The organism is Myxococcaceae bacterium JPH2, from assembly GCA_016458225.1.
GTDB lineage: Bacteria > Myxococcota > Myxococcia > Myxococcales > Myxococcaceae > Citreicoccus.
In genome coordinates, this window is record JAEMGR010000084.1 from 1 (window position 1) to 2,165 (window position 2,165).

Genomic DNA, 2,165 nt, shown 5'->3' on the forward strand with positions numbered 1-2,165 from the left:
ATACGCGAGGCTCTCCGCCCAGACCTCCAGCGGTGGAGCATCGCCGCGCGAACGGGCGATTCGCTCGGCCTCGGCGTCCAGGCGCACGACCGGGCGACTCCCCACGGGGAGCGTTGATGCCAGCGCCTCCTGCGTGAGCACCGCCGCCGCGCCCGCGTCTCCGAGGAGGAAGGACAGCCGCTCCGACGGCTGGGCTGGATCCAACGGCACGTAGCTGCCGCCCATCTTGAGGATGCCCAGCAACCCCACGATGAGGTCCAGGCTCCGATGCATGCAGACCGCGATGCGCGGTGCGGGCCCCAGCCTCAGGCTCAGCAAGTGCCACGCGAGCTGATTCGCGCGCGTGTCGAGCTCCGCGTAGGTCAGCGACGTGTCCTCGAACTCGACGGCGACGGCGCTGGGGGCCCGGCGGACCTGGAGCGCGAACAACTCCGGCAACGTGGCCTCGCGCGGAAAGTCCGCCTGCGTGGCGTTCCAGTCCTCCAGGACCTGCTTCCGTTCAGCGGACCCCATGACGGCGAGCGCGCTGATCCGCTCCCCGGCATCGCGAGTGACCGCCTCCAACAGGTGGAGGAAGTGCGATGCGAAGCGCTCAGCGGTCGCCGGGGTGAAGAGGTCCTGGCTGTATTCGAGCGCGCCCTCCAGTGCCCCGCCGCGCGCCATGAGTGACAGGCCCAGGTCGAACCGTGCCGTGTCCGGCGCATTGGGAAGGATGTCCACGCGCACGCCCGGCAGCGAGGGCGGTGCCATGGGCGCGTTCTGCAATGCGAACATCACCTGGAAGAGCGAGCCGCGCTCCGAGTCGCGCTCGCCGCCCAGGGCCTCCACGAGCCGATCGAAGGGGACATCCTGGTGCGTGTAGGCCGTCAGGGCTTCGGCGCGCACGCGGCGGATCAGCTCCGTGAACGAGGGGTCCCCATTCAGGTCCGCGCGCAGGACCACCGTGTTGACGAAGAAGCCAATGAGCGGCTCCAGCTCCGGGCGGCTCCGCTGCGCAATCGGGCTGCCGACGCAGAAGTCACGCTGGCCCGAGTAGCGCGCCAACAGGGCCTGGAACGCGGCGAGCAGGACCATGAACAAGGTCGAGCCCTCGGCGCGTCCCATCCGCTCCAGGGCGACCACGCGCTCCTCGGGGATGAGGAAGAAGCGGCTGGCGCCTCGGAGGCTGCGGGTCGCGGGTCGACGGAAGTCGGTGGGCAACTCCAGCACGGGCACACCTTGGAGGCGCGTGCGCAGGATCTGCACCTGGGACTGGAGGGCTTCGGAGCGAGCCCACTCTCGCTGCCAGCTCGCGAAGTCCGCGTACTGGAGGGGCAGCGCCGGCAGGGCCGCGGCGGTGTGCCGTGTGAGGGCCTCGTAGTGCGCTGCGACCTCGGTCACGAGCACGCCCATGGACCACCCGTCCGAGACGATGTGGTGCATGCACAGCAGCAGCACGTGTTCGGATTCAGCCACGCGCAGCAGTCGGGTGCGCAGCAGCGGTCCGGTGCTCAGGTCGAACGGATGGTGTGACTCCTCCGCGATCCGGTCGCGCAGGTGGGACTCGGGCAACGCGCGGATGTCCTCCACGGGGAGTGGCCATGAGCCAGGCGCGGGATGGATGTGCTGCCAGGGTTGGCCATCACGGACCACGAACGTGGTGCGCAGCACTTCGTGTCGCTCGACCAGACGCGTGAAGGTGGCGCGAAGGGCCTCGACATCGAGCGGCCCCGACAGCCGCAGGGCCACGGGGACGTTGTACGCGGCCTGCCCCGGCTGGAGCTGATCCAGGAACCACAGCCGCTGCTGCGCGAAGGACAGGGGCATCACATCCTCGCGAGCCACGGGTCGCAGCGGCGGCATGGCCGCGCGCGAGGATCCGCGCAATATCGCGTCGAGATGCTCGGCGAGCCGCTCGATGGTCGACGCCTCGAAGAACGCGCGCAGCGACAGCTCGAGCCCCAGTCGCGCCCGGACGCGGGTGACGAGCTGGGTGGCGAGCAATGAGTGGCCGCCCAAGCTGAAGAAGTCATCGCGCAGGCCGACCTGCTCCAGGTGCAGCACCTCGCGGAACAACGTGCCCAACTGCTCCTGAAGCAGTGTCCACGACTCCGAGTCCTCCGCTCCCTTCACGCGGCCTGGTGCTGGGAGCGCGTGACGGTCGAGCTTTCCGTGAGCGGAGAGGG

At 69.7% G+C, this 2,165-nt stretch carries 1 protein-coding gene; it reads right to left on the reverse strand.

The window, feature by feature from the left end:
- Positions 1–2,112 (reverse strand): AMP-binding protein (locus tag JGU66_36190; GenBank protein MBJ6766216.1); only part of this gene is annotated, 2,112 nt, incomplete at its 3' end.
- Positions 2,113–2,165: the final 53 nt, after the last annotated feature.